Origin of the sequence: Corallococcus sp. AB030 (assembly GCF_003668965.1) — a bacterium.
Lineage (GTDB): Bacteria > Myxococcota > Myxococcia > Myxococcales > Myxococcaceae > Corallococcus > Corallococcus exiguus.
The window spans coordinates 1-22,787 of record NZ_RAWQ01000058.1; the positions used below are offsets into that span (position 1 = coordinate 1).

The window sequence follows — 22,787 nt, forward strand, 5'->3', positions numbered from 1 at the left end:
CTCGGAGGCCCCGGACATCGATGCCTTCGCGGAGCCGCCGCCCCGCGCGGATCCGCCCCCGCGCAAGCCCGAGCCGAAGCCGGTGGTGGCCGAGCCCGTGCAGCCGAGCCGCTCGGACGACGACGACGCGCCCGCTCCTCCGCCTCCGCCGGTGGCGAAGAAGGAGCCGCCGCCCCGTATCGCGCCGCCGCGTCCCACCGTTCCGGCGGAGCCCGCCCGGAAGGACATCTCCGAGTGGGACCCCAACGGCGACTGAAGCCGTCTCCCGCACCGCACGCAGCCAGAGGCCCTCCGCGAGGCATCCTGCCTTCGGGGGGCTTCGTGCTTCAGCCCGCGCGCACCACCACCGGCGCGGCCTTCACCGGCGCGCCCTGCGTCAGCCGCACGCCCACGAGCACCAGCGCGCCACCCAGCGCCAGCTCCCAGTGCAGCGCTTCACCCAGGAAGAGCCACGCGACGAGCGCCGTCACCGCCGGCTGCAGATTGGAGAAGATGGCCACGCGCGACGCGGGCACCTTCGACAGCGCGTAGGACCAGAGCAGGTACGCCACCACCGACGTCATCAGCCCCACGTAGACGATGGAGGCCTTCGCCGCGGCGCTGGAGGCCCACAGCGCCGCGGGTTCCAGCACGAACGGGGCGAGCGGCAGCTGCAACACCGTGGCGACCGTCATCGTCCAGGCCGTCGCGCGCAGCGGCCCATGCTCGGTGGCCAGGGGCTTTCCTTCCGTCGTGTAGACCACCCACGCAACCACCGCCGCGAGGATGAGCAGGTCTCCCACCAGCGTGCCCCTCGCGCTCGCGAGTCCCCGGCCCAGCAGCAGCACCACCACGCCCACCAACGCCGTGAGGATGCCCGCCGTCGTCCGCGTGGACGCGCGCTCCCGGCCCAGCACCAGGCTGGCCACGTACACGCCCAGCGGCGTGAGCGCGTAGAACAGCGCCGCGTGCGCCGCCGTGGAGCGCGACAGGCCGGAGAAGAACAGCGTCTGGTTCACCGGCCCGCCCATCAACCCCAGCAGCACGATGCGCGGCCACGCATGGCGCGGCGGCAGCTTGGGCCCCGGCGTCACCGCGAGCAGCGTCACGAACGCGACGCCGCAGACGAGGAATCGCCACAGCACCACCGTGAACGGCGACAGCTCCGTCATCGCCCGCTTGGCGGCCAGGTACGTGCCCGCGCTGATCAGCACCTGCACCGTCAGCGCCGCGTACACCCGCCCGAGCGGCGGCGTCGCGGAGGACGGCGTCACGGCTCCAGTTGCAGAAGCGCCCATCGTGCGGCGCTGCGTACCAGCTCGCTGTCGTCGCCGCCGAGTTTTTCGAGCAGCGGCCGGGCGTGCACCTGCCGTGCGACGCCGAGTGCATACACAGCGTTGCGCCTCAAACCGTCGTAGCGCGCGCGCGCCAGCGCCGTGCCTGGAATGAGTTCCTTGTATTGCTCGGGTGTCAGCGCCGCCAGCTCCAGCGTGCCCAGCGACGCCACCGCGCGGGGCACGAAGCGCTCGTCTTCCGCGAACACCGGCTTGCGGTTCAGCGGGCACACCTGCTGGCAGATGTCGCAGCCGAAGATGAGGTTGTCGAACTTGAGCCGGAACGCCTCCGGCACGTCGCGGTCGCGGTTCTCAATGGTCTGGTACGACAGGCACGCGCGCGCATCCACCTGCCGGTTGCCCACCAGCGCGCCCGTGGGACACGCCATGAGACACCGTCGGCAGGAGCCGCAACGGTCCGCCACCGGTCCGTCCGGATACGCGTCCACCTCCGCGTCCAGGATGAGCGTGGCCAGCAGCACCCACGAGCCGTGCGACTCCGTGATGAGACAGCCGTTCTTGCCCACGTAGCCCAGGCCGCCGCGAGCAGCCCAGACCTTCTCCATCATGGGCCCGCTGTCCACGCCGCCGTAGGTGCCCAGCCCCGGGTACCAGGCGTTGATGGTCTTGCGGAACGCCTTCATCCGGTCGCGCAGCGTGGAGTGGTAGTCGCGGCCTCTCGCGTACCGCGCGATGGGCGAGCCCTGCGAGGGCTCATCGTCCCGCCAGTAGTTGTTCGCGAAGGACAGCACCGTGCGCGCTCCCGGAAGGAGCACCGACACGTCGAGCCGCTCCTCCGCGCGCGACCCCATCCAATCCATGTCCGCGTCGTAGCCGGCCTCCAGCCACGACATCAGCGACGACGGAGGAATGGGCTCCGCGCGCGCGAAGCCGATGAGGTCGAAGCCCACGTCCTGGGCGAGCTGCCGGAGCCGGGCAGTGGGCAGTTGCGTCGCGTACACGGCTTACTTCGTCGGCTTCTCGGGGATCCACTTCACGTCCGGCAGGCCGGCGCGGAAGTTCACCAGCCGGGCCACCACGAAGAGCAGGTCCGACAGGCGATTCAGGTACATGGCCACGGCGGGCGGGGCCTTGTTCTCACGAAGCAGCGTCACCACCCGGCGCTCGGCGCGGCGGCACACCGTGCGGGACAGGTGCAGCGCCGCGGCCGCTTGCGAGCCTCCCGGGAGGATGAAGTGCGTCATCTTCGGCAGCTCCTCCTCGTAGCGGTCGATGTGGCGCTCCATCTCCTCCACCCACTCCGGGCGCAGCTCCGGGATGTGGGCCGCCGCCTTGGTGTGCGGCGGTGTGGCCAGCACCGCGCCCACCGTGAAGAGCTGGTCCTGGATGCGCTGGAGGAAGTGCTCCAGGTCCGCCGGCAGCGGGAACGTGCGAGCAAGGCCCAGCGTGGCGTTGAGCTCGTCCACCTCGCCGTAGGCGTCCACCAGCGCGTCGTCCTTCGCCACGCGGCCGCCGCCGAAGAGGCCTGTCTCTCCGGCGTCGCCGGTCTTCGTGTAAATCTTCATCTTCGCCTCTTTCGCGATGCGACGAGCACGCTGCCCGCTTCCGATTCCGAACAAACGGGAGTGAATCGGAAATCGGTTCGGAGTGAATCGGAAATCGGTTCGAAGTGGATCGGAAGTGAATCCGTAGTCGGAGCTTGCCCCCGCTGGGTCCGCGAAACTACACAGCCGGGCATGCGGCCATACCTGAGTCTGATGGAGCAGGTCCTGAAGCACGGGACGAAGAAGGGCGACCGGACCGGCACGGGGACGCTGAGCCTCTTCGGCCACCAGCTCCGCTTCGACCTCACCCAGGGTTTCCCCCTGGTGACGACGAAGAAGCTCCACCTGAAGTCCATCATCCACGAGCTCCTGTGGATGCTCCGGGGTGACTCCAATGTGCGCTCGCTCCAGGAGGTGGGGGTCACCATCTGGGACGAGTGGGCCACCGCGGACGGCAGCCTGGGCCCCGTGTACGGCCACCAGTGGCGCTCCTGGAACACGCCGGACGGCGGCCACGTGGATCAGATGCGGCAGCTGGTGGACGGGCTGAAGAAGAACCCGGACTCGCGCCGGCACCTGGTGAGCGCGTGGAACGTGGCGGACGTGCCCTCCATGAAGCTGCCGCCCTGCCACGTGATGTTCCAGTTCTACGTGGCCGACGGGAAGCTCTCCTGTCAGCTCTACCAGCGCAGCGCGGACATCTTCCTGGGGCTGCCCTTCAACATCGCGTCGTACTCGCTGCTCACGATGATGGTGGCGCAGGCCACGGGCCTCACCGCGCACGAGTTCATCCACACCCTCGGTGACGCGCACCTGTACCTGAACCACGTGGAGCAGGCGCAGGAGCAGCTGAAGCGCGAACCGCGCCCCCTGCCGCGCATGCGCCTGAACCCGGACGTGAAGGACCTGTTCGCCTTCCGCTACGAGGACTTCACGCTGGAAGGCTACGACCCGCACCCCGCCATCAAGGCGCCCGTCGCCGTATGAGCCCGAGCATCTCCGCCATCGTCGCCATGGCAGCGAACCGCGTCATCGGTCAGGGCAACACCCTGCCCTGGCGCCTGCCGCCGGACCTGGCCCGCTTCAAGCGCCTCACCATGGGCCACACCCTGATCATGGGTCGCAAGACATACGACTCCATCGGACGTCCCCTGCCCGGCCGCACCACCGTGGTGCTCACCCGCCAGCGCGACTGGGCCGCCCCACAAGGCGTCCACGTGGCCCACACCGTGGACGACGCCCTGCGACAAGCCGGAGACAGCGAGGTCTTCATCGCGGGCGGCGCGGACCTCTACGCGCAGACGCAAGCGCTGTGGCAGCGGCTCTACCTCACCCGCATCGAGCGGGACTTCCCCGGCGACGCGTTCTTCCCGTCCGTGGACCTGACCGGATGGAGGTTGGTGGAGGAGGACCGGCACCCGGAAGGCGACTTGCCCTTCGGTTTCTTCACCTACGAGCGTCAGGGCTAGCCCTTATTCCTGGCGTTCTCTGGCTGACTTACCGTGCGGGTTCCTCTCACCGAAGGAGCGTGCATGCGTCGTCGTCTGGTTCGTGGACTGGGGCTGTTCGCGGCGCTGGGCCTGGCGGCCTGTGGCGGGCCCATCGACGAAGGCACGGCCGCGGAGTTGGGCGCGCAGGAGCAGGAGCTGCGGATCTGCCCGGATAACGGCGTCTGTGCCGTCGGAGAGGTCTGCTACTACGGCCCGGGCGGCCCCTGCTATCCGTGCCGGCAGTACCCGCAGTACTGCGAGCTCGATTAGCGCTGAGTCGTCCCCGGGAACACCCCGGGTGTTGACCCGAGTGCCCCCCTCGGTTCCTGAGGGGGGTCTCATAAATTGATCTTGATTCGCAGAATTGAACACCCGTGACGTGGTTGGTAGAAGACGGCCGTGAAACACGCCGCCTCCCTCACGTTGTGCCTGCTGCTCGCGCTGTCCTCTTCTGCCCGGGCTGAAGCTCCGGCTACCGACGAGGGGCGCACCTGGCACCGGCTGGTGGGCATCCTCCAGTACCTCCAGGCGGACTATCCGGCGGCGGTGTCGTCGCAGTCGGAGTTCGAGCTGACGGAGCAGAAGAGCTTCGCGGCGGAGGCACTGTCAGCGGCGAAGGACCTGGGCCCGGCGGCGGCCACGTTCGTGCCCCGCGTGGAGGCCATCCAGGCGCGCGTCAACGAGGCGAAGGACCCGGAGGGCGTGAGCCGCGACTGCGGTGAGCTGGTGGAGAGCCTGGTGCTGGCGGGTGGCCTGGCGCGCAGCCCTCGCGTGGCTCCGGACCTGGAGCACGGCAAGAAGCTGTTCCAGGCCAACTGCACGGCGTGCCACGGCGTGGAGGGCAAGGCGGACGTGGCCATCGCGGCCAACATGGAGCCTCGGCCGGCGAACTTCCACGACCCGGAGCTGATGGAGGACGGGCTCACGCCTTACAAGGCCTTCAACACCACCAGCTTCGGCGTGCCCGGCACGGCGATGCCGGCCTTCCCTACCCTCACCGAGGACGACCGCTGGTCGCTGGCCTTCTTCGTCTTCACCCTGCGCCAGCCGCCGTGCCAGGGCGAGCCGCCCAACGTGTCGCTGGAGCGGCTGGCCACGTCCACGGACGCGGAGCTGGCGAAGACGTTCGGCGCGGACAAGGTGGCGTGCCTGCGCCAGAACATGCCGGACGCGGACGAGGAGAAGGTGCTGCTCAACGCGCGCGCGGCGGTGGGCCACGCGATGCGCATGGGCGCGGAGGGCGACTACGTGGGCGCGAAGAACGCGCTCCTGGACGCGTACCTCAACGGCCTGGAGCCGGTGGAGCCCAAGCTGCGCGGGCGCGATCCGGAGCTCACCCAGAAGCTGGAAGAGGCCTTCATGCAGGCGCGGCTCGCCGCGGAGCGCAAGAGCCCGCACCTGCAGGACGAGGGGCGTGAGCTGCTGTCGCTGTTGGACCAGGCGCGAAAGACGACCGGGAGCACCACGGACCTGCTGTCCGTGGCGTGGCTCACGCTGCTCATCCTGCTGCGTGAAGGCTTCGAGGCTACCATCATCGTCACGGCGCTGCTGGCCGCGCTGAAGAAGATGAAGGCCATGGACCAGGTGCGCGTGGTGCACGCGGGCTGGGTGTCCGCGCTCATCGCGGGTGCCCTCGCGTACATCGTCGGGCGCAAGCTGCTGGCGGGCGCGCAGCGCGAATGGCTGGAGGGAATCACCGCGCTGGTGGCGGTGGGCATGCTGCTGTACGCGGCGCTGTGGCTCAACGCGCGCGCCAACGTGAGCCACTTCATGGGCGAGCTGCGCCAGAAGATGCAGGGCGCGCTGGGCCGGGGCAGCACGGTGGGCCTGTTCGTCATCGCGTTCACGTCCGTGCTGCGTGAGAGCTTCGAGACGGCCATCTTCCTCCAGGGCCTGGCGGTGGACTCCGCGGCGGGCGTGGTCTGGGGCGTGGTGGGCGGCATCGTGGCCCTGGCGGTGCTGGTGCTCTTCATCAACCGCATGGGCTACCGGCTGCCCATGAAGACGCTCTTCAACCTCTCCACGGTGGTGATGGTGGTGACGGCGGTGATGCTGCTGGGCAAGGGCATCCACTCGTTGCAGGAGGTAGGCGCGCTGCCGCTGGTGCCGGTGCGCTTCATCTACGTGGACATGCTGGGCCTGTATCCGGATGCGCTGTCGCTGGTGCCGCAGGCGCTGCTGGCCGTGGCGCCGCTCGTCTACCGGGCCCTGCGCCGCCGCCCTCGCGAGGAGACGCCCACTTCCGGTGACAGCGCGACGCCGACGCAGCCCTTGCGGTAGCCTCAAGTCCTGGTGAAGCGCACACGTCTGTCCACACTTCTCGCCCTGCTGCTCGTGTCGGGCCTGGCCTCCGCCCAGGAGCCCCCGGCCGAGCCGGCACAGGTTCCCGCCGGGAGCCTCACGCCCCCACCGCTGGTGGGCGCGCCGGACGAGGACGTGCCTCCGCCACCGGACGTCACCCAGGGTGACGAGGTCCCGACACGCACCTCCGTTCCCTCCCAGGCGCTGCCTTCCGTGAAGGCCGCGCCCGCCGCGAAGGACCCGGTGCCGCGCGTGGCGGTGGAGGTGCTGAGCGGCACGGCGGGTGGCGTCGTGGGCGCGACGGTGCTGGGCTCGGTGGGGTACCTGCTGGGGTCCGCGACGGTGGGCTGTGACGAGTGCCTGGTGATGGCCGTCGCGGGCGCCGCGGCGGGAGGCATCATCGGCATCCCGGTGGGCACGTACGCGGGTGGCCGCTTCATGGGTGGTCGCGGCCGCGTGGGCGCGACGGTGGCCGGGAGCATGGTGGGCTGGGGCGCGACGTTCCTGGCGCTCACGCTGGTGAACAGCGGAGGCACGGATGCGCCGCCGGCCCTCAACGCCGCCCTCTTCATCCTGCCGGTGGTGGGCGCGAGCGCGGGCTTCGAGCTGTCCCACGCCAACGCCCTGCGCCAGGAGGCCGCGATGCAGGCAGCCCCCGCTCCGACCGTGCGCCTGATGCCCGTGGCCACCTACAGCAGCAAGGGCCCGCACCTGGGCCTGATGGGCAGCTTCTAGCTAAGCCCCGACGCGGAACCAGGTGAAGGACTCCTCGCGCACGCGGCCCTCCGCCACCAGCTTCTCCAGCGAGGCCAGGGCGCTGCGCTCCGCCACCGGATGCAGCAGGGGCGGCGTGTCCGCGTAGGCCGTGGCCACCACCTCCGCGAGCGTCGCGCCCGTCGCGGGTACGGCCTCCAGGACGAGGGCCTCGCGCTGGGCGCGGTGACGCAGGTACTCGTTCAGCTTGCCCGGGCCGTCCGGCACCGGTGACCCGTGCGCGGGGTACAGCGTGGTGACGGGCCAGTCGCGCAGCCGCTTCAGCTGCGTGAGGTAGTCCACCATGTTGCCCTCCGGCGGGTCGATGACGATGGAGCCCACGCTCGCCACCATGTCCCCCACGATGGCCGCCTTGCTGCGCGAGTCCACCAGGCACAGGTGACCGCGTGCGTGCCCCGGCGTGTGCAGCACGTGCCAGCGCTGCACCATGGGGCCGTCCAGGTTCAGCACCTCGCCGTCCTCCAGCAGCCGCTCCACCGGGAAGTCCAGCCGGTCCGCCGTGCGCGCATGGCACCAGAGCGGAATGCCCAGCCGCTCCTTCACCGCGAGCGCCCCGCCCACGTGGTCGCCGTGGTGGTGGGTGAGCACCACCGCCACCGGACGAGCGCCCTCCGCCTTCAGGCCCGCCACCAGCGACAAGAGCTTCGCGTACTGCTTCACGTCCGACGAACCCGGGTCCACGATGAGCAGGTCGCCCGTGCCCAGCACATACGCGTTGGTGTGCGTCGCCGGAGGCAGCGTGGGCGTCTCCAGCGCCACCACGCGCACGCCGCGCTGGAACTCGATGCGCTGGGCCACGTAGCCCGGGCAGTACGGCGGCGTGCTCAGCTTCGCGCGCGCGTCCGCTTCGTCCGTGAACTCCGACAGCACCTGCAACGCGTGCTGCGCGGGCGGATGCAGCAGCGCCGAGCCGTCGCTCCAGCGCGACAGCGCGTCCTCCGGGCGGATCCACGCGCCCTCCGTCAGCTCGCCCGGGATGATGCTCGCCGCCGCGCCCTCTGGCAGCTCCACCAGGTAGAAGCGCGTGTCGAAGCGCACCGGGATGGCCGGCGGCGTCACCCAGCGCCCCGCGGGCTTGAGGTCCTCCGCACGCAGGGACAGCGTGTGGCGCTTCAGCCACTCGCTCCACTTCACCGTGCCCGCGAGCAGCCCCGCGCGCCCTTCCTCCAGCGCCTCCGGAGACAGCGCTCGCGCCCCTTCCGCCACCAGCACGCCCGCTTCCTCGAACAGCTCACGCGCGGCGGCGGAGCGCAGCGCGGCCTCTTCGCCCTGGGCGCCCTGCACGGGGACGTCGTGGTCGTCCTTGTCCAGCTTGCCGCCGGGGAAGGCATAGAAGCCGCCCGCGAAGGTGAGCGCTCGCTCGCGCTTCACCCAGAACACCTCCACGCTGGCGTGCATGCGCCGGTAGAGGATGACCACCGAGGAGGGCCGGGGCTCCACGGGGGTGTGGGGCGCGAAGAGGCCCATGCCGGGAAGAGGCTCGCTCATGGTTGCACCGTCGTCCTTCAGGATTGCGTCGTCTGGCCGAGCAGCCGGCCCATCATCTCGCGCGCCCGCTCCGCCTGGTCCGGCCGGACATAGAGCCGCGTCAGTCGCACCGCGCCACTGTAGCGCTGGTAGAGCGGCGTGTAGCGCGCCACCTCCGTCAGCCGCCCCGTGGACACATCCAGGATGAACAACCCCGGGTTGCCGCCGGCCCCGGAGGACCCCACGTACTTGCTGAGCGCTCCCTTGGACAGCACGGTGTAGTGCTCGAAGCCGCCGCTGGTGAGCGCGCTGTTGAGCACCTCCAGGTCGTAGCCGGTGTCGCGCTCCGTGAACTGCGCCAGCAGCTTGAAGCCCTGGCGGCGGCTGATGCGCTCCGCCCACCGGTTCTTCGAACGGCGCAGCGTGTACCAGAGCGCCGCGTCGTCGCAGAGGAGGAAGGCCTCCGGGTCGTGGGGAATCTCGAACTCGCCGGGCGTCTCCTCGTAGTACCGGCGCAGCATGTGGTCGAAGTTCACCGACGTGTGGTGCAGGTACACCGATACGAACATGTGGTAGCGGCTGAGCAGGAAGTCCTCGAACGCGAACGCCGCCGCGCGCGACAGGGCCAGCACCGCCCTGCCGTCCTTCACCGCCGGGTTCAGGTTGGAGACGATCCAATCCATGTCATACCGGCCGTAGTTCACGCCCGTGTAGAACGAGTCGCGCAGCAGGTAGTCCATCCGGTCCGCGTCCAGCTCGCCGGAGACGATGGCGCGCAACAGCGGCGTCCAGTCCACGCCCTTGTACGTGAAGCCCGGATCCTTGGGAGGCTTCGCGCCCGTAATCAGCGCCACCGCCGCCATGGGGGTGATGCCGCGCGAGCCGAACTCCTTCTGGATGATCTCCGTCAGCGAGCTGTCCAGGAGCAGCTTCGCCGTGTAGTCCTCGTGGGTCGCCTGCTCCCCTTCCGCCACGGAGTCCAGCCAGCCAGGCAGCCGCAGCAGCGACCGCCGTGGCGCGATGCGCTCGGACGCGTGTGACAGGGGCATGTGCCCCAGGTCGTGGCAGAGGACCGCCAGGCGCACGGCGGTGCAGAAATGTTCACGCACATCGTCCGGCAGGTCGGAGCGGCTGGCCACGGCGTTGAAGACGCGCGAGGCGACGAACATGGCGCCCAGGCAGTGGGCATGGCGGGTGTGGGTGGCGCCAGGGAAGGCCATGTCCCCGAAGCCCAGCTGCCGGACGTAGCGAAGACGTTGGTAGAAGCGACTGTCGATGACGGCCTTCTCCGGGTCGCTCACCGGGATGACGCCGTGGATGGGGTCGCGAATCCGCATGTCGTCCTTGTCGGGACCTGAAGCCGGGGGTGGCCGGTTTCCGCTCCGACGGGTCCACCCACCGTAGCGCATACCCTGGCAGGCGGTAGCCCTGTGAGGGACCGACCGGCCACCACGCCACAGGCTGGGAAGGTCCGTGGGGACGTGCTAACCCTCGGGGCACTCCGAATGCACATCATCCTGCTGCACAATCGTGACCACGACCTCCTCGAGGACGACCCCGGGCGCGAAGCCCGCGAGGACGTGGTCCGGGTGGCCGAGAGCCTGGCCCACGCGCTCAGCCGGGACGGCGTGGTCGCCGAGCCGCTCGCCATCGAAGGAGACAAGCTGGACTTCGTGGAGGCCCTGCGCTTCCTCCAGCCCGACCTCGTGGTGAACCTCTGCGAGTCGCTGGCCGCGGACAGCCGCGGAGAGATGGCCGTCCCCTGCCTGCTGGACGCGCTGGGCCTGCCGTACACCGGCTCGTCCGCCCTGTCGCTGGGGCTGGCGCTGCACAAGCCCAAGGCCAAGGACATCCTGCGCGCCCACGGCGTCTCCACCCCCGCCTCCTTCGTGGTGCGCAAGCGCGAGGACGCATTGGCGGTGGACCTGCCGTGGCCCCTCATCGTGAAGCCCGCGCGCGAGGACGCCAGCGTGGGCATGGACTTCGACTCCGTGGTGACGGAGCGCTCGGCGCTCGTGCGGGCGTGCGAGTCCGTGCTGCGCACCTTCCACCAGCCCGCGCTGGTGGAGCAGTTCATCCAGGGGCGGGAAATCTACGTGCCCCTGCTCGGCAACAGCCCGCGTCAGGCGCTGCCGCTCACGGAGATCCACTTCGGTCGCGCGTTCGACGACCGGCCGAACATCGTGTCGTACCGGGCCAAGTGGGAGGCGGAGTCACCGGAGTACCGGGACTCGCCCACGGGGCCCTGCCGGCTCGACGCAGTGCAGGAAGCGCGTTGCATCCAGACGGCGTTGGAAGCATTTGCAGCGCTGGATTGCCAGGACTATGGACGCGTGGACCTTCGGGTGTCGCCCGAGGGTGTGCCGTACGTCATCGACATCAACCCCAACTGCGACCTTCACCCGGGCGCGGGGTACGCGAAGGCGGCGCAGGCCGCCGGCATGGACTACGCGACCCTGGCCTCGCGACTCGTGGAGGTCGCTCTCGAAAGAGCCCATGGAAATCCGCACACTCGAAAGAAAGGACCGGGAACCGCTCGCCGCGTTGATCCGGCGAATCGAAACCTTCTCGCAGGAGGAGCAGGACTGCGCCATCGAGCTGGTTGACACCGCGCTCACCGCGGGCAACCGGGACTACTCCATCCTCGTGGCGGACCGCGGGCAGGACGGCGGCGGGCTGGTGGGCTACTGCTGCTACGGCCCCACGCCGATGACGGAGCACGCGTTCGACCTGTATTGGATTGCCTCCGCGCCGGAAGTTCGCGGCCAGGGCATTGGCGCGCAGCTGGTGTCCTCCATGGAGGGCGACCTGCGCCGCCGCAAGGCGCGACTCATCCGCGTGGAGACGAGCGCCACGGAGGCCTACGGCCCCACGCGCGGCTTCTACGCGTCCATGAAGTACGGCGAAGAGGCGCGCCTGCGCGACTTCTACAAGCAGGGTGACGACCTCATCATCCTGACCAAGCGCCTGTAGTCCCCATCAGGAGCGAGCAGATGCCTTCCATGAACCGACCGATGCGACGCACCCGTCTGGGATTGTTGAGCCTGCTCGCCCTGCTGACAGGGGCGCCCTCCGCGGCCTGGGCCCAGGCCCCCGCACTGAAGAACCAGGTGAAGGCCGCGGCGGCCAAGGCGCAGGCGAAGACGTCCCAGGCCCCGCAGGCCCAGGAGCTCTCCGACGCGCTGAAGGCCCCGCGCCCCAAGGGCGGCGAGTACTTCGGCCTGTACCTGATGGACAAGAAGGTGGGTTGGTTCTTCACCGACCTGACGGTGCTGCCGGGCAACAAGGCGCAGAGCATCAACGAGCTCATCTTCAAGGCGCAGGTGGGCACGCGCGTGTCGGAGCGCGTGCACCGCGAGGTGCGCGTCTACGAAGCGAAGCCGGGCGGCAAGCTCCTGTCCTTCACCGTCACGCAGAAGGGCGACGGCGGGGACAACGAGCTGGTGGGCACGGTGACCGGTGACGCCTTGCGCGTGGTTCGCAAGCGCCCGGGTCAGCCGGATGAAGTGCTCAAGCCCATGCCGCTGCCGAAGGAGACGGTGGAGGACGCGGACCAGGCGCGCGTGGCGCTGCTTCGAGGCCAGAAGGTGGAGGGCTCGACGCTGGACGGCACGGACCTGGAGACCTACCGCACCGTCACCACGGTGGAGGCGCCCGAGGAGCAGATGCTGGGCGGCGTGAAGGTGAAGCTGTCGCGGGTGAGCACGCTGTCGGACAAGGAGAAGGTGCCGGTGGCGGCCTTCTTGACGACGGACGGCAAGATGGTGCGGGTGGACTTCGGCCAGACGATGCAGGCGCGGGCCGAGTCCGAGTCCATCGCGAAGCGGATGGACCTGGTGGAGGTGTTCGGCCTCACGCGCGTGGTGCTGCCCAAGCCGCTGCCCGCGAAGGCGCGCGAGATTCCCGGACAGGTGAAGCTGGTGATGAAGAACCTGCCGGAGAAGTTCCAGCAGGACACGTACCGGCAGAAGTACCAGCGACTGCCGGACGGCCGCGTGGAGGTGACGCTGCTGGCGGCGCCGCCTTCGCCCAAGGGCCGCGCGGCCCGGCCGGTGGCGGACCCCGACAAGGGGGAGAACCTCAAGTCCACGCTCGCGGTGGAGGCGGATGCGCCGGCCATCAAGGCGCAGGCCAAGAGCATCATCCGCGAGGAGAAGGACGCGTACACGGCGGCGCGGATGTTGTCCGCGTGGGTGTACAGCAACCTGCAGAAGGACTACGGCGCCAGCGCGGACCGGGCCACGGACGTGCTGCGCCAGAAGAAGGGCGACTGCACGGAGCACTCGCTGCTCACGGTGGCGATGCTGCGCGCGTCCGGCATCCCCGCGCGCCGCGTGGACGGCGTCATCTACATGGTGAACTCCGACGGCGTGCCCGCGCTGTACTGGCACGAGTGGGTGGAGGCCTTCGTGGGCGAGTGGACCCAGTTGGATCCGACCTTCAACCAGCCCGTCGCGGACGCCACGCACTTCTACGTGGGCTACGAGGGGAACGCGGAGATCACGCCCCTCATCGGTTCGCTCCAGGTCACGGACGTGAAGTAGTCGCGGCGCGCGTCCCCGTGGCCGCGTCAGTGGCCCGGGGCCGCCACCAGCCGCTCCGCGAGCAGGCCCGATTCCGTGACGGGCCGCTCGCAGACGAAGCCGCGGCAGAGGTACGCGGCGCCCTTCCCTTCCACCGGGTCGCGTCCCTCGAAGAGCTCCTGGAGGCGCGCGGGCGGAGCGGAGCCCGTGTCGTTCCAGCCGAAGGAGAACACCGGCGCGTAGGTGCGGTTCGCGGCGGCCAGCAGCGGCGCCACGGCCTCGCGAGTCCCCGCGAAGGTGACGCCAGACGCGCCGTCCACCAGCGAGTCCGCGGCAAGCCCCAGGTGGCCATAGCCCATGGGGTTGCGCACCAGCTGATCATGCAGCTTGGCCACGTAGTGCTCCGGCTGGTCCAGGTGGCACACGTCACCGGTGAGCGCGGAGAGCGTCACCTGCGCCTCCGTCAGCGTGGACGCGCCTGACGGGAAGGCGTTGTCGAAGAGGGAGTAGGCCGCCACCACCAGGTCCTTCTGTCCCCGGGGCGCGGACAGGTACGCCTGCTTCTCCTCGTCCCAGAACAGCTCCACCGCGCGGTGCGCGAGCGCGTCCGCCGCGTCCAGGTACTTCGCATCGAAGGTGGCCTGGTAGAGCGCGGTGAGCCCGGAGGCGAAGTCGCCGTAGTCCTCCAGGAACCCGTCGATGCGGCCCTGGCCGTGCTGGTACGAGCGCAACAGCCGCTTGCCGTCCCACATCTTCGCGAGCACGAAGTCCGCCGCGCCCGCCGCCAGCTTCGCCCAGTCCGGCCGGTCGAACACGCGCGACGCCAGCGCGAGCCCGCGGATCATCAGCCCGTTCCAGCCCGCCAGAATCTTGTCGTCACGGCCCGGCTTCACGCGCTGCTCGCGCAGGAGGAAGAGGACGCGGCGCGCTTCCGCCAGCTCCTTCTCCACCGCCTCCACGGGACGGCCCTGCTCCTTCGCGAGCTGATCCACGGGGACGACGACCTCCAGCACCGTGGCGCCGTGCTCGAAGTTGCCTCCGGGCTTGATGCCGAAGTGGCGCAGCACCGTGTCCGACTGCTGGCCCACGGACAGGGCCGCGCGGACCTCCTCGGGATGCCAGACGAAGAACTTCCCCTCTTCGCCTTCGCTGTCCGCGTCCTGCGTGGCGTAGAAGCCGCCGTCCGGGTCGGTCATCTCGCGGCGGACGTACTCGACGGTCTCCTCCACGACCTTGCGCCAGAGCGGTCGTGACTCCACCTGCTCTGCCTCCGAGTACAGGTGCAGGAGCTGGGCGTTGTCGTAGAGCATCTTCTCGAAGTGGGGCACCAGCCAGCGCTCGTCCACGGAGTACCGGTGGAAGCCGCCGCCCAACTGGTCGTAGATGCCGCCCAGGGCCATACGCTCCAGCGTGCGGAACACCGCGGCCTTGAGGGGCTCGCCGCCGCCGCGCCGCCACGCGCGCAGGAGCAGCGCCACGTTCATGGGGTTGGGGAACTTGGGGGCGCCGCCGAAGCCACCGTTCACCGGATCCATGCGTTTCAGCATGGACTGGCCCATGGCGACGATGTCCTCCGCGGACAGGTGCGCGGGAGCGGCGTCCAGTCCGTGGGTGGACAGTTCGCCCAGGCCCTCCTGGAAGCGCCGGGCTTGCTCCTCGATTTCGTCCGCCTTGTTCTCCCAGGCGTCGCGCAGCGCGGTGAGCAGGCGCGGGAAGCCGGGCCGGCCGTAGCGGTCCGAGGGGGGAAAGTAGGTGCCGCCGTAGAACGGGCGCAGGTCGGGAGTGAGGAACACGGTGAGGGGCCAGCCACCGCCCTGCCCCATGAGCTGCACGACGCCCTGGTAGATTTGATCCAGGTCGGGGCGCTCCTCGCGGTCGACCTTGATGTTGATGAAGCCCTCGTTCATCAGGCGCGCGATGTCGGGGTGCTCGAAGGACTCGTGGGCCATGACGTGGCACCAGTGGCATGCGGAGTAGCCCACGGAGAGCAGGATGGGCTTGTTCTCCGCGCGAGCGCGGGCCAGGGCTTCGTCCCCCCAGGGGTACCAGTCCACGGGATTCGTGGCGTGCTGGCGCAGGTACGGCGACGGCTCCTGGGCCAGACGGTTGGTATGAGCGGAGGGGGGATGGTCTGCCATGGGGTACTCCCGGTGTGCTGCGGCTGCGCGGCCCTTCACATTGTGAGCCTGGGTTCGCGGGGGCAAGCTGAAATGGTCTCACTCCCCGCTGGCCAACGGCCCTCCGGTGCGCTTTGTCCGGGGGCGTGCGTGCGTCCGCCCACTCCAGCCCCGGCCCGGGAATGAAGACGTGCCTCGTCCTGGTGGGGCTGGGCGTGGGGGTGCGGCTCGCGCTGGCGCTGGGAACGGACGTCTACTTCGACGAAACCTATTACTGGCAATGGGCCCGGCATCTCGCATGGGGATATTTCGACCATCCGCCGATGGTGGCGTGGCTCATCGCCGCGCTGGGCATCCGGGGGACGGCGCTCCTGTGCGGGCTGGGGACGGGCGTGGCGGTGTGGGGGCTGGCGCTGGACGTGTATCGGTCCAGGGACGCGGCCTGGAGGGCGCTGGCGCTGTGGAGCGCGGTGCCGGTGGGCATCCTCTCCGGAGTCTGGGCCACGCCGGATTCGCCCATGCTGCTGTTCTGGGCGCTGGGGCTGTGGGCGCTCTACCGCGAGAAGTGGGTGCTGGCGGGGCTGACGTGTGGCCTGGCGCTGCTGTCGAAGTATCCGTCCGTGCTGCTGGGTCTGGCGTTCATGGTCGCGGCGCTGAAGGCGCGGCGGCTGCCGGCGGGAGCGTGGGTGACGGCGGGGCTTGGGTTGCTGTGCTTTCTGCCGGTGGTGTTGTGGAACGCGAGCCATGACTGGGTGGGCTTCAAGTTCCAGCTGAACCACGGCCTGGGCGGGCGCGGAGGGTGGGCGACGTTCGGCGAGTACGTGGCGGGACAGTTCGCCATGGGCGGGCCGGTGCTGTTCCCGCTGGCGCTGGTGTACGCGGTGCGCGGGCCGAGAGAGCAGTTCCTGCTGCGCATGGCGGCGGTGATTCCGCTGCTGTTCTTCGGCTACGCGGCGGCGAAGACGCGGGGTGAGGCAAATTGGCCGGCGGCGGCGTACGTGGCTGCGTGCATTGGCGTCGCGGGGATGCGGCCGGTGTGGCAGCGGGCGGCGGCGTGGAGCGGGATGGCGGTGGTGCTGGCGGTGACGTCGCACCTGTTGTTCCCGGTGCTGACGTTCGAGCGCGACGTGGTGCTGGCGAGGGCGCACGGCTGGGGCGTGCTGGAGAGGCTGAGGACGCCGGAGCAGTTGTTCCCGGGTATGGCGCCGGGTCCCACGGCGGTCTACGCGCCCACGTATCAACTGGCTTCGCAGGTCGCGTACACTGCGGGCGTGGAGACGGACACGGTGGGGCCGTCACGGCGCAAGAGCCAGTATGACCTCTGGCCCGAGCTGGAATTGAAGCCGGGGCAGGATGTGCTGTGGTGTTCGGAGAACGGCGCGGCGCCACCGGAGGAACTGGTGCAACGCTTTGGCTCCGTGGAGGGCCCGGTGAAGCTCACGGGTGTCTTCAGGGGCCGGCGGCTGCACACGTTCACGGTGTGGCGAATGCGGACGTTGAACTCCGCCGTGCAGCCATAGTCATTCTTCGGTCCGAAGCCAGAACCAACGCCCCTGGGACCGCAGCGCCCCCGCGAGGAACTCCTGAAACGAACTGGCAACCTGCGCGCAATACTCCGGGTCAGGAAACGCTTCGTTGTAGCCATCACGAATGAGGTAGCGCCCCCCTTCCTGGTGGCTCACATCGAGAAGGATGTAGTTGCTGTCCCGTACCTCGCAGACGGCATACCAGGACGGCGGCCCGGCCTGATCCGTATCCTCATCGCGCATGACCACTCGCGCGCGGGCAATCCGTGACAGCGGCAAGAACGTGAAGGCGGAATCGACGAAGCCGAACGTGGGCTCCCGCTGCGCGAACAACCGGGCCCCGTCACAATGCAGGTAGAAAGCGCGCAGGTCCGGGTCCAGGCGCCAGCCCACGCGATGCTCGAACGCATCCAGTTGCTCCGGCGTTGCAGGCGGGTTGGGCACGTGGAGGCGCGATATCTCATCGAGCAGCTCGTTCATCGCCTTGTGCCTATTCTCCATAGGGATAGTCCGTGCCGACGCTCGTCCATGGAGGCGAGTTCGCGTAACACTGGTTGTAGAGCTTGAAGAGCGTCTGATGGATGTCCTTGGGAAACGGCAGGATGTTGTCCCAGTCCGTGGGATTGCCGCCATGCCAGAGGTCCCGGATGTGATGCCCCTCGTAGGGGTTTCCGTTCTCCGAGGGCCATGCGCCAAAGCGCTTCGCCCACTGCTCCCGGAACTCTGGACGGCTGTCGTCCCATTTGTCGCGGGCGGCCTTGTTCTGGACGGGGCTGAGCGTCCCGTAGTTGCAGCAGCAGTTCGTCATACCGAACCGGCTCCCAGCTCGAACGACCGTGCCTTCAAAGTCCATCTTCACGTCCGCGAGCCACATGCAGCCCTGGAGAGCGTATCCACTCCCTCCGCACTTCTCACGGCAGTAGGCCATGAGCTGCGAGCTGCACTGCCACGGGCCATAGTAGACGATGGTGCGGAACTGCCCGCCGCCAGGCACGGCCACCAGAGGCCCTACCCACTTCCGAACCGCGACAGGGGTCGTGGGCGTTGGACCTTCTGCGCAGGCTGAAAGAAGCAACGTCCCGAGCAGGAGGATCGCTGAACGCCGAGTGGAAGCGTTTCCCTTTGCTGTCATGAGCGCGCACCCTACCGCGCCCAATGGGGAATCCTCTCCGGCATGAAACCGGGGGACAGTGCCCTCCCCCGGCTTCGTGGCTCACGTCACGGACAGAGCGTGCCTTCGCGGCGGCACACGCGGTCGCCGCAGAAGCAGGAGTAGCCCGACTGGCAGGGGCCACACTGCGGGGGCGGATTGGTGCCGCCGCGGTAGCCCTCACCCGTCACGGTCGCGGTGGCGAGTAGCGTGGTGTGCGCCCTGCCTGAGTAGAGCTTGAACGCGAAGGTGTTGCCCGCCGTGATCCAGGGCGCGGCCTGGCAGAAGTTGTCGCCACGGGCGAAGAGCACTTCGGACTGGTTGTTCACGCTCAGCCAGACCTCTCCCTCGGTGATGCCGCTGACGTCGAAGCAGATGTTCGTCGTCCCCGTCTGCGTCACATCCAGGTTGATGCGCACATTCGTGGGCGTCGCGCTGATGGTTCCGACGATGGGATCCGGCTTGAAGCAGAGGGTTTCGTTGTAGCCCAAGGGCGAACACGAGTAGCCCAGCGCCGAGCAGTGCGACGAACAGAGTTGACCGACACGGGTGTAGCCGACCGGGCAATTGAGCGTATGGGAACCGCAGAGGGAATAGGTGACGGCGTTCTCCTGGGTCGCGATGGATTCGCTCCCCTCCTCACCTGCGTCGCTCATGTCCGGGCCAGAGCAGGCCAGGGCCAACGTGGCAATCATCAATGACAGGATGCGCTTCATGGACATCACTCCTCGTACGGGTTCGAGAGAGGAGCAACAGACCATGTTCACCCCGTTCCAGCCACACCCCAAGTGAACCCATCGAAGCAGGTCTTGAATCAGGTCAGCCGGCTCACTGCCCCTCGGAAGACACCGGTTCGCAGCGGACCAGCACCTCCAACTTCTCCCCACCACCACCCAGGTAGAGGGTGCCTGTCGTGGGCGTCGCATCCGAGTACTGGCGCCCCACCGCCACCCGCACGTGGTGCGTCTGCGTGAGGATGCCGTTCGTGGGGTCGAAGCCCTTCCACCCCACCTCCGGCAGGTAGACCTGCACCCACGCGTGAGAGGCTTCCGCCATCACCGCGTTCGCGTGCTTGGGCCCCGTGTAGAGGTACCCGCACACGTAGCGCGCAGGCACTCCCAAGAGGCGCGCCAGGCAGATGAACACGTTGGCGAAGTCCTGACACACGCCCTTGCGCGCCGAATACACGCTGAACGCCGTGGTGTTCAGCGTCGTGGTGCCCTGCGCGTACTGGTACTCCTTGAAGATGGAGTAGTTGATGTCCAGCAGCGTGTCCAAGAGGTCGTAGTCGTTGCGGCGCGCGAAGCTCATCGCGTACTCCAGCAACTCCTCCAGCTGCGTGTCCGGCAGCTCCGGTGGCAGCAGGTACGGCTGGAGCATGTTCGCCTGCCACGGCATCCACACCAGCGGCAACACCGAGCGCATGTGCAGCGGCCGGTATCCCAGCGGATCCGTGTCCCGCAGCTCCACGCGCGAGCGGGCCTCCATCACCAGCTCCGTGTAGGGCGTGTCCACCACCGCCCGGCGCACACGGATGCCGAAGACGTCTTCGTACTCCGACCGCGTCACCCCCACCGACAGAGTCACGTCATGCGACAGCAGCGACTGGAGCCGGTCATGCATGGGCGTCAGCCGCAACAGGTGCGAGCTGCGCTCCACCGGCTTCGCGTAGCGGTAGACCGTGCGGTGCAACACGTCCACCACCCGCACCGGCATCTCCGGCGGACGGCGCAGGCGGCTTCGCGCCTCGAACTCCGCCGCCATCATGGGCGCCACCGTGTCCTGCCCTCCCGCCTCCGGCGGCAGCACCTCCACGAGGATGGCCCCCTGGCACACCAGCCCCCCACAAGACATACGACACCCTGCGTCATCCGCACTGTAGTGGGGGCCGGAGGCGTGCGACAGAAGCCGGCAGCACTCAGGTGGGTTCGCGAGGGCGGCGGCCGGTGGTGAACACATGAAACAGGTGTGACACCGGCGGTGCGCAAGCTGTCGGACAGTCGGACAGGGCGTGGGTTGTAGCCCGGCGGGGGCGTGATGACGGTGCGCCCCCAGCAGGACAGTTGGCGGGCAGGCGGGCGTGGAGGCGGGCATGGGGATGGTCAGCGGTCGTGCGTGGCTTTCGGCGTTGGCGTTGGCGGTGGGCGCGGCCCCGGCGTTCGCGCAGAGCTCCTCCGTCCAGATGGATCCGATGACGGTGCGCCGGGTGGCGGACGTCCTCTCCGAGCCCCGCCTGGAGCTGGACGCCCGGGGGCCTGACACGCGGCCCACCGTCGAGCTGAACGGGCGCCTCTATTTCCTCGCCACCCCGGGCAACGCCGGCTCCGGATCCGACGTCCGGGAGCTGTGGGTGACGGACGGGACGTCCGCAGGCACCCGCTCCGTACAGGAGGAGCTGCTGCCCGCGGGTGCGCGCATCGACCCGGGCTCGCTGCGCGCCACGCCGCACCGCCTGTTCTTCATCGCGACGTCACCGGAGACCGGACGCGAGCTGTGGACGAGCGACGGCACTCGCGAGGGCACCCACGTCACGCGCGAGCTCACCCCCGGCTCGATCCATGGCGTCGCCTCCCAGTCGCCCGTCTTCGTCTTCGGGGACTCCGTGCTCTTCGTTCCGGCGGACACGCAAGCCGACCTCTGGAAATCGGACGGCACCGCCGAGGGCACCGTTCCCATCAAGGACATCTACCCGGGCTCCGCCCGAGCGAACGCCGGGGGCTTCGCGCGCGTGGGGGACACGGTCTTCTTCGCCGCGGAGAACGAGCTGGGCTTCGAGCTGTGGCGCACGGATGGCACCGAAGCGGGCACCACGCTCGTGCGCGACATCAAGGCCGGCGTCGGCGACGCGTATCCCGAGAACCTCACCGCGGTGGGCGACACGCTCTACTTCACCGCGGATGACGGCCAGCATGGCCGCGCGGTCTGGAAGTCCGACGGCACGGAGGCCGGCACCGTGCTCGTCAAGGGCTTCAATACCGCCGCCACGGGCCGCATGCCCACCGTGCTCGCCGCCCTGGGCGACGCGCTCGTCTTCCTCGTGCGCAGCTCGGAGGAGGCCTCCCAGCTGTGGCGCACGGACGGCACTGACGCGGGGACGCAGCAGCTGGCGCAGCTGCCCAACGCGATGCTCCACGGTTATTCTGGCCAGTTCTTCGTCACGGCGGGCAACCGCCTCTACTTCGTGTCCCGGGGAGCCACGCTTGGGGACTCGCTGTGGGTGACGGACGGAACAGCCGCGGGCACCCGGCGCCTGCCGCACCCTACCGCGTACGGGCATGAGTCCGTGCGCGGCGTCGCGCCGTGGGAGGAAGGGCTCGCCGTCATCGTGACGACGGAAACGGGGGCGAGCGAGCTGTGGCGTACGGACGGCACCGACGCGGGCACGTCCCGGCTGACGCGGCTGCCGTCGGGCAAGGAGTTCGCGCTGCCCACGGGGCTGGTGCCGTTCCAGGGCGCGCTGCTGACGACGGCCGGAGACCCGTGGACGCCCCATGCGCTGTGGCGCATGGAGCGGGATGAAGCGGCGCCGACCTTCCTGTGCACGGCCGCCCAGGACATGCCCTCCAACCGTCCGGAGGGCACGGACCTGCTCTATTACCGGCCCGAGCTGCGGACCGGACCGGAGCAGGCGTGGATCCGTACCACCTTCATTGACGGCCACCTGCTTCCGCTCAACCTGCCCATCGCCATCACCTACCAGGCCGGGGATGCGCAGGGCCGCCTCACGTACTGCACCACGGTGCTGACTTCGCGGGACCTGACGGCGCCGGCCATCCACAACTGCCCGACGGCGCTCATCCTGAACGCGCAGTCGCCCCGGGGCACGACCTTCTACTATCCGAACCTGGGCATCGGGGATGAGACGAGCCGGGACGTCGTCACGACCTTCAGCCCGACGAACGGCAGCGTGCTGCCCCTGGGCACCACCCAGGCGAACGTGACGGCGAGGGACGCGTCCGGCAACGAGAGCACCTGCTCCTTCCCCATCACCGTGCGCGACAACCAGGCGCCCGGCCGGGCCTGCAAGGTGAACGAGGTCCGCGTGGAGGCGGAAGGCCCCGAGGGCGCGCACGCGTTCTGGCCGGACCTCACGCCCATCGACAGCCTCTCCAGCCAGGTCACCGTCACCAGCACGCACGCGTCCGGCGACCTGTTCCCGCTGGGCCTCACCCGCGTGGAGGTCATCAGCACGGACGACGCGGGCAACAGCAGCACGTGCGAAATCCAGGTCCGAGTGCGCGACTCGCGCCCGCCCGTGCTCACCTGCCCGGAGGACCAGACGCTCACCACCGCGGTGATGTCCGGCACCCGCGCGGAGTACCCGGCCGCCACCGCCAGCGACAGCGTCTCCGAAACGGAGCTCCTCTACAGCCCCGTCGTGGGCACGCCGCTCGCGCCGGGCCTGCACTCGGTGCAGGTCACCGCCATCGACGCGGCCGGCAACGCGTCGCTCTGCAACTTCCAGCTGACCGTGGAGTACGACCCGACGAGCGGCATGCGGCAGGGCCTGGGCTGCTCGGTGGGCAGCGGCCCGGAGTCGGCGGTGGGCTGGGTCGCGCTCGTCGCCCTCGCCTGGACGCTCAGCCGCCGTCTGAAGGACGGCAAGCCACGCGGGTGAGCC

General features: G+C 69.4%; 20 protein-coding genes and 1 pseudogene. 11 read left to right on the forward strand and 10 right to left on the reverse strand.

The genetic code is table 11. The annotated features are described in order from the left end of the window. A pseudogene (locus D7Y15_RS44700) lies at positions 1 to 256 on the forward strand (hypothetical protein); the annotation flags it as partial. A gap of 70 nt (positions 257 to 326) precedes the next feature. On the opposite strand, the gene D7Y15_RS16080 reads toward D7Y15_RS44700, so the two are convergent. From D7Y15_RS16080 to D7Y15_RS16090, 3 genes are read right to left on the reverse strand one after another with little or no spacing between them, the layout of a single operon-like run. Continuing rightward, positions 327 to 1,277 carry a DMT family transporter gene (locus tag D7Y15_RS16080; RefSeq protein WP_121753131.1) on the reverse strand — a complete coding sequence of 317 codons (951 nt, stop codon included), beginning with the start codon at positions 1,275 to 1,277 and terminating at the stop codon, positions 327 to 329. Further along, positions 1,250 to 2,275 (reverse strand): tRNA epoxyqueuosine(34) reductase QueG, encoded by a 1,026-nt coding sequence (gene queG / locus D7Y15_RS16085; RefSeq protein WP_121753132.1) that lies wholly within the window; start codon positions 2,273 to 2,275, stop codon positions 1,250 to 1,252. The genes D7Y15_RS16080 and queG overlap by 28 nt, the downstream gene beginning before the upstream one ends. Positions 2,276 to 2,278: 3 nt before the next feature. Then, complete coding sequence (locus D7Y15_RS16090; RefSeq protein ID WP_121753133.1) at positions 2,279 to 2,839, reverse strand: cob(I)yrinic acid a,c-diamide adenosyltransferase; 561 nt, start codon at positions 2,837 to 2,839, stop codon at positions 2,279 to 2,281. A 171-nt stretch (positions 2,840 to 3,010) separates the two neighbouring features. On the opposite strand from D7Y15_RS16090, the gene D7Y15_RS16095 reads away from it, so the two are divergent. The 5 genes from D7Y15_RS16095 (at position 3,011) to D7Y15_RS16115 (ending at position 7,344) form a co-directional block, all read left to right on the forward strand. After that, positions 3,011 to 3,805, forward strand: a complete 795-nt coding sequence (locus D7Y15_RS16095) for a thymidylate synthase (RefSeq protein ID WP_121753134.1) — start codon at positions 3,011 to 3,013, stop codon at positions 3,803 to 3,805. Continuing rightward, positions 3,802 to 4,287: a dihydrofolate reductase gene (locus D7Y15_RS16100; RefSeq protein WP_121753135.1), complete on the forward strand. Its 486-nt coding sequence runs from the start codon at positions 3,802 to 3,804 to the stop codon at positions 4,285 to 4,287. The genes D7Y15_RS16095 and D7Y15_RS16100 overlap by 4 nt, the downstream gene beginning before the upstream one ends. Positions 4,288 to 4,350: 63 nt before the next feature. After that, entirely contained in the window at positions 4,351 to 4,578 is a 228-nt protein-coding gene (locus D7Y15_RS16105; protein ID WP_121753136.1) for a hypothetical protein, read from the forward strand. Positions 4,579 to 4,707: 129 nt separating this feature from the next. Further along, a complete protein-coding gene (locus tag D7Y15_RS16110) occupies positions 4,708 to 6,588 on the forward strand; it encodes an FTR1 family protein (RefSeq protein ID WP_120577255.1) in 1,881 nt (626 codons plus the stop codon). A 12-nt stretch (positions 6,589 to 6,600) separates the two neighbouring features. Further along, positions 6,601 to 7,344 carry a GlsB/YeaQ/YmgE family stress response membrane protein gene (locus tag D7Y15_RS16115; RefSeq protein WP_121753137.1) on the forward strand — a complete coding sequence of 248 codons (744 nt, stop codon included), beginning with the start codon at positions 6,601 to 6,603 and terminating at the stop codon, positions 7,342 to 7,344. Here the strand turns inward: D7Y15_RS16115 and D7Y15_RS16120 are convergent, their stop codons facing one another. Then, the gene (locus D7Y15_RS16120; protein WP_121753138.1) at positions 7,345 to 8,871 is read right to left on the reverse strand and encodes an MBL fold metallo-hydrolase; all 1,527 of its coding nucleotides are present in this window, start codon (positions 8,869 to 8,871) and stop codon (positions 7,345 to 7,347) included. It lies immediately after the preceding gene. A 17-nt stretch (positions 8,872 to 8,888) separates the two neighbouring features. Beyond that, entirely contained in the window at positions 8,889 to 10,187 is a 1,299-nt protein-coding gene (locus D7Y15_RS16125; protein ID WP_120577252.1) for an HD domain-containing protein, read from the reverse strand. Between the two features lie 168 nt (positions 10,188 to 10,355). Between D7Y15_RS16125 and D7Y15_RS16130 the strand changes: the two genes are divergently transcribed. The 3 genes from D7Y15_RS16130 to D7Y15_RS16140 are packed head-to-tail and all read left to right on the forward strand — an operon-like array spanning position 10,356 to position 13,394. Beyond that, positions 10,356 to 11,456 carry an ATP-grasp domain-containing protein gene (locus tag D7Y15_RS16130; protein ID WP_120577251.1) on the forward strand — a complete coding sequence of 367 codons (1,101 nt, stop codon included), beginning with the start codon at positions 10,356 to 10,358 and terminating at the stop codon, positions 11,454 to 11,456. Next, entirely contained in the window at positions 11,395 to 11,823 is a 429-nt protein-coding gene (locus D7Y15_RS16135; protein WP_233597048.1) for a GNAT family N-acetyltransferase, read from the forward strand. The genes D7Y15_RS16130 and D7Y15_RS16135 overlap by 62 nt, the downstream gene beginning before the upstream one ends. A gap of 41 nt (positions 11,824 to 11,864) precedes the next feature. Continuing rightward, the gene (locus tag D7Y15_RS16140) at positions 11,865 to 13,394 is read left to right on the forward strand and encodes a transglutaminase family protein (RefSeq protein WP_233604974.1); all 1,530 of its coding nucleotides are present in this window, start codon (positions 11,865 to 11,867) and stop codon (positions 13,392 to 13,394) included. A gap of 26 nt (positions 13,395 to 13,420) precedes the next feature. Here D7Y15_RS16140 and D7Y15_RS16145 read toward each other — a convergent pair whose 3' ends face one another. Then, the gene (locus D7Y15_RS16145) at positions 13,421 to 15,511 is read right to left on the reverse strand and encodes a thioredoxin domain-containing protein (protein ID WP_121753140.1); all 2,091 of its coding nucleotides are present in this window, start codon (positions 15,509 to 15,511) and stop codon (positions 13,421 to 13,423) included. Between the two features lie 161 nt (positions 15,512 to 15,672). Between D7Y15_RS16145 and D7Y15_RS16150 the strand changes: the two genes are divergently transcribed. After that, positions 15,673 to 17,010 (forward strand): glycosyltransferase family 39 protein, encoded by a 1,338-nt coding sequence (locus D7Y15_RS16150; RefSeq protein ID WP_121753141.1) that lies wholly within the window; start codon positions 15,673 to 15,675, stop codon positions 17,008 to 17,010. On the opposite strand, the gene D7Y15_RS16155 is transcribed toward D7Y15_RS16150, so the two are convergent. The 4 genes from D7Y15_RS16155 to D7Y15_RS16170 form a co-directional block, all read right to left on the reverse strand. After that, positions 17,011 to 17,496 (reverse strand): SMI1/KNR4 family protein, encoded by a 486-nt coding sequence (locus tag D7Y15_RS16155; protein ID WP_121753142.1) that lies wholly within the window; start codon positions 17,494 to 17,496, stop codon positions 17,011 to 17,013. Positions 17,497 to 17,506: 10 nt separating this feature from the next. Then, on the reverse strand, positions 17,507 to 18,016 hold the full coding sequence (locus D7Y15_RS16160; protein WP_233597270.1) for a hypothetical protein: 510 nt from the start codon (positions 18,014 to 18,016) through the stop codon (positions 17,507 to 17,509). Positions 18,017 to 18,234: 218 nt separating this feature from the next. Next, positions 18,235 to 18,882, reverse strand: coding sequence for a hypothetical protein (locus tag D7Y15_RS16165; RefSeq protein WP_147452177.1), 648 nt, complete (start codon positions 18,880 to 18,882; stop codon positions 18,235 to 18,237). A gap of 112 nt (positions 18,883 to 18,994) precedes the next feature. Further along, positions 18,995 to 20,020: a transglutaminase family protein gene (locus D7Y15_RS16170; protein ID WP_233604975.1), complete on the reverse strand. Its 1,026-nt coding sequence runs from the start codon at positions 20,018 to 20,020 to the stop codon at positions 18,995 to 18,997. A 238-nt stretch (positions 20,021 to 20,258) separates the two neighbouring features. On the opposite strand from D7Y15_RS16170, the gene D7Y15_RS16175 reads away from it, so the two are divergent. Then, a complete protein-coding gene (locus D7Y15_RS16175) occupies positions 20,259 to 22,784 on the forward strand; it encodes an HYR domain-containing protein (RefSeq protein WP_121753143.1) in 2,526 nt (841 codons plus the stop codon). Positions 22,785 to 22,787 lie beyond the last annotated feature (3 nt).

Excerpts from the sequence above, each read along its gene's own strand:
- D7Y15_RS16080 (WP_121753131.1), bottom strand. The coding sequence starts at position 1,277 with ATGGGCGCTTCTGCAACTGGAGCCGTGACGCCGTCCTCCGCGACGCCG.
- D7Y15_RS16090 (WP_121753133.1), bottom strand. The coding sequence starts at position 2,839 with ATGAAGATTTACACGAAGACCGGCGACGCCGGAGAGACAGGCCTCTTC.
- D7Y15_RS16095 (WP_121753134.1), top strand. The coding sequence starts at position 3,011 with ATGCGGCCATACCTGAGTCTGATGGAGCAGGTCCTGAAGCACGGGACG.
- D7Y15_RS16100 (WP_121753135.1), top strand. The coding sequence starts at position 3,802 with ATGAGCCCGAGCATCTCCGCCATCGTCGCCATGGCAGCGAACCGCGTC.
- D7Y15_RS16105 (WP_121753136.1), top strand. The coding sequence starts at position 4,351 with ATGCGTCGTCGTCTGGTTCGTGGACTGGGGCTGTTCGCGGCGCTGGGC.
- D7Y15_RS16120 (WP_121753138.1), bottom strand. The coding sequence starts at position 8,871 with ATGAGCGAGCCTCTTCCCGGCATGGGCCTCTTCGCGCCCCACACCCCC.
- D7Y15_RS16125 (WP_120577252.1), bottom strand. The coding sequence starts at position 10,187 with ATGCGGATTCGCGACCCCATCCACGGCGTCATCCCGGTGAGCGACCCG.
- D7Y15_RS16130 (WP_120577251.1), top strand. The coding sequence starts at position 10,356 with ATGCACATCATCCTGCTGCACAATCGTGACCACGACCTCCTCGAGGAC.
- D7Y15_RS16140 (WP_233604974.1), top strand. The coding sequence starts at position 11,865 with ATGCGACGCACCCGTCTGGGATTGTTGAGCCTGCTCGCCCTGCTGACA.
- D7Y15_RS16145 (WP_121753140.1), bottom strand. The coding sequence starts at position 15,511 with ATGGCAGACCATCCCCCCTCCGCTCATACCAACCGTCTGGCCCAGGAG.
- D7Y15_RS16150 (WP_121753141.1), top strand. The coding sequence starts at position 15,673 with ATGAAGACGTGCCTCGTCCTGGTGGGGCTGGGCGTGGGGGTGCGGCTC.
- D7Y15_RS16155 (WP_121753142.1), bottom strand. The coding sequence starts at position 17,496 with ATGAACGAGCTGCTCGATGAGATATCGCGCCTCCACGTGCCCAACCCG.
- D7Y15_RS16165 (WP_147452177.1), bottom strand. The coding sequence starts at position 18,882 with ATGAAGCGCATCCTGTCATTGATGATTGCCACGTTGGCCCTGGCCTGC.
- D7Y15_RS16170 (WP_233604975.1), bottom strand. The coding sequence starts at position 20,020 with ATGTCTTGTGGGGGGCTGGTGTGCCAGGGGGCCATCCTCGTGGAGGTG.
- D7Y15_RS16175 (WP_121753143.1), top strand. The coding sequence starts at position 20,259 with ATGGGGATGGTCAGCGGTCGTGCGTGGCTTTCGGCGTTGGCGTTGGCG.